2 protein-coding genes are annotated in these 2,227 nt (G+C 64.6%); both read right to left on the reverse strand.

Annotation, left to right across the window (positions count from 1 at the left end):
- Positions 1-61: 61 nt before the first annotated feature.
- Positions 62-916, reverse strand: a complete 855-nt coding sequence (gene istB, locus J6525_RS46215) for an IS21-like element helper ATPase IstB (RefSeq protein WP_225649584.1) — start codon at positions 914-916, stop codon at positions 62-64.
- A complete protein-coding gene (gene istA / locus J6525_RS46220; protein WP_225649585.1) occupies positions 916-2,226 on the reverse strand; it encodes an IS21 family transposase in 1,311 nt (436 codons plus the stop codon). The genes istB and istA overlap by 1 nt, the downstream gene beginning before the upstream one ends.
- Position 2,227: the final 1 nt, after the last annotated feature.

A 2,227-nucleotide genomic window follows, 5' to 3' on the forward strand; every position in this document is an offset into this window, starting at 1 on the left:
TGTCAAACGCCATCCGGAACTGCCCCCTTTGCGTCATGAAGAACTGCCCCCACCCTCGGGTTCATGATGTTGGTTGAAGGTTGGCTCCGCCGCTGACGGGACGGAGGGAGGCGGAGCCGACCGGAGGGCCGTCAGCGGCGGGCGGCTTGATGAGGCCGCTCTTGCGCTTGGCGCGGAGCCGGTAGCTGTCGCCGCGGATGGTCAGCACGTGGCTGTGATGCAAGAGCCGGTCGAGGATCGCGGTGGCGACCACCGGGTCGGCGAACACGGTGCCCCATTCGGCAACGCTGCGGTTCGACGTGATCAGCATGGCGCCGGTTTCGTAGCGGCGGCTGACCAGCTGGAAGAACAGATGCGCCGCATCGGGCTCCAGCGGCAGGTAGCCGAGCTCGTCGACAATCAGCAGCTTTGGCTTCGCCAGCGCGAGCAGTTTCTCGTCCAGGCGCCGCTCGCCATGCGCCTTGGCGAGGCCAGCGACCAGTGTCGTCGCCGTGGTGAACTGCACCGTGTAACCGGCCAGGATCGCTTCTCGCCCGAGTGCGATCGACAAGTGCGTCTTACCGACGCCCGGCGGGCCGAGCAGCAGCACGTTTTCGCCGTTGGCGATCCAACGTGACGCGGCCAAGTCGCGGATCTGCCTGGGATCGATCGAGGGCTGCGCCTCGAAGTCGAAGCCAGCAAGCTCCTTCACGGCTGGGAAGTGTGCGAGCTTCAGCGCCATGTCGATGCGGCGATGATCCTTGCGTGCGATCTCGCGCTCGCACAGCAGGATCAGCGTCTCACGTGCCGACAGGTTCGCGCGCGCTGCCTCGTCGAGCAGGCTATCGAGCTGATCGCGGATGCCGGAGAGCTGTAACCGCGCCAGCATAGCATCGAGGGGATCAGTCGGTACTTCGGTTGCCTTTGCGCGCGTCATCAGAAGCTTCCTCCGATCACGGCTTCATATTCAGTAAGCGGACGCAACAACGAGGGTGATGGAGACGACCCAGGCGCCGGCGTTGCCGCAATCTCTGATCGGCGGACCGCACCATTGCGCCCGACGACCCCGTCAAGGTGGGAGGGATCGACAATACGCAGCCGACGTCCCTTCGATTGCTCGTGGACCGCTACCTGATGCACACCATGGCGGATCCGCACCTCGCCAGCTGCGACGGTCACCGCCACGCGCTCACCAATTAGCCGCCACGGCACCGAGTAGCTGTTCGTGTCGATCTCGATGGCGCAATCGTTGCCGACGATCCGGGTCAGTTCGCGCAATGATCCGAAGGAGGGCTGCCCGCCGAGCGGTTTTAACCGGTGTGCTTCGTCTCGCGCGAAGCGGACGATGGGCGCCTCGCCGGTTGTGCCGTGGATACGAACGTTTGCAATCTCGCGCTCCCATTTGGCGAGATGTGCCTCAAACGCCTCCCAACTCGCGAAGCAATGACCCGCGATCGCGTTCTTCTTCACGTAGCCGACGCCATTCTCGGTCTTGCCTTTCGTGCGTGCCCGATATGGTGCGCAGGCGCGAGGCCGGAAGCCCCAGTGCTTCGAGAAGGCAATCAGCCTGTCGTTGAACTGAACCGACCGGCTGCCGACGTCGTGGCGCACCACAAGTGCGCGTGGGTTGTCCATCAGCACTTCCTCCGGGACACCGCTGAAGGTGGTGAATGTGCTCTCGAGCCCAGCGAACCAGTGCTCCTGCTTCTCGGCCCGGAACGCACGCACATGTACCCGCCGCGAATGCCCGAGCGTCGCCACGAACACGAATGCCTTGATCTTCGCGCCGCCGATCTCGACCAGGCGCTCTCCGAAGTCGATCTGCAGCTGCCGGCCAGGGGGCGTCTCGAACCGCATCGTCGCCAGCGCCTCCGCCTTCAGCGCCTGACGATAGGGCTGTACCGCGCGTTGCAGCGTTCGCCGGCTGACTGTCACGCCTTTCTCGGCCAACAGGTCCTGGCGCACCACGTCCGCATTGCCGCGATGGCGAATGAACCTCTCGCGCAGCCAACCCTCAAGGCCGTCGAGCCGCTTCAGCCGCTCGGGCGACTTGAACGGCTTCACCCCGCCCGCCGCAATATAATCCTTCACCGTGTGATGGCTGCAGCCCAGCTGGCGCGCAATGCGCTTCAGCCCCCATCCGCACGCCCTCAGGCGCAACATCTCCGCCACGTCATCCGGCGTCTTCATCACCTGCCCCCGTGGATCACTCCACGACGAGCCTCTAGTGATTCGTTCCTGCTTCATT

Source organism: Bradyrhizobium australafricanum, from assembly GCF_020329495.1.
Lineage (GTDB): Bacteria > Pseudomonadota > Alphaproteobacteria > Rhizobiales > Xanthobacteraceae > Bradyrhizobium > Bradyrhizobium australafricanum.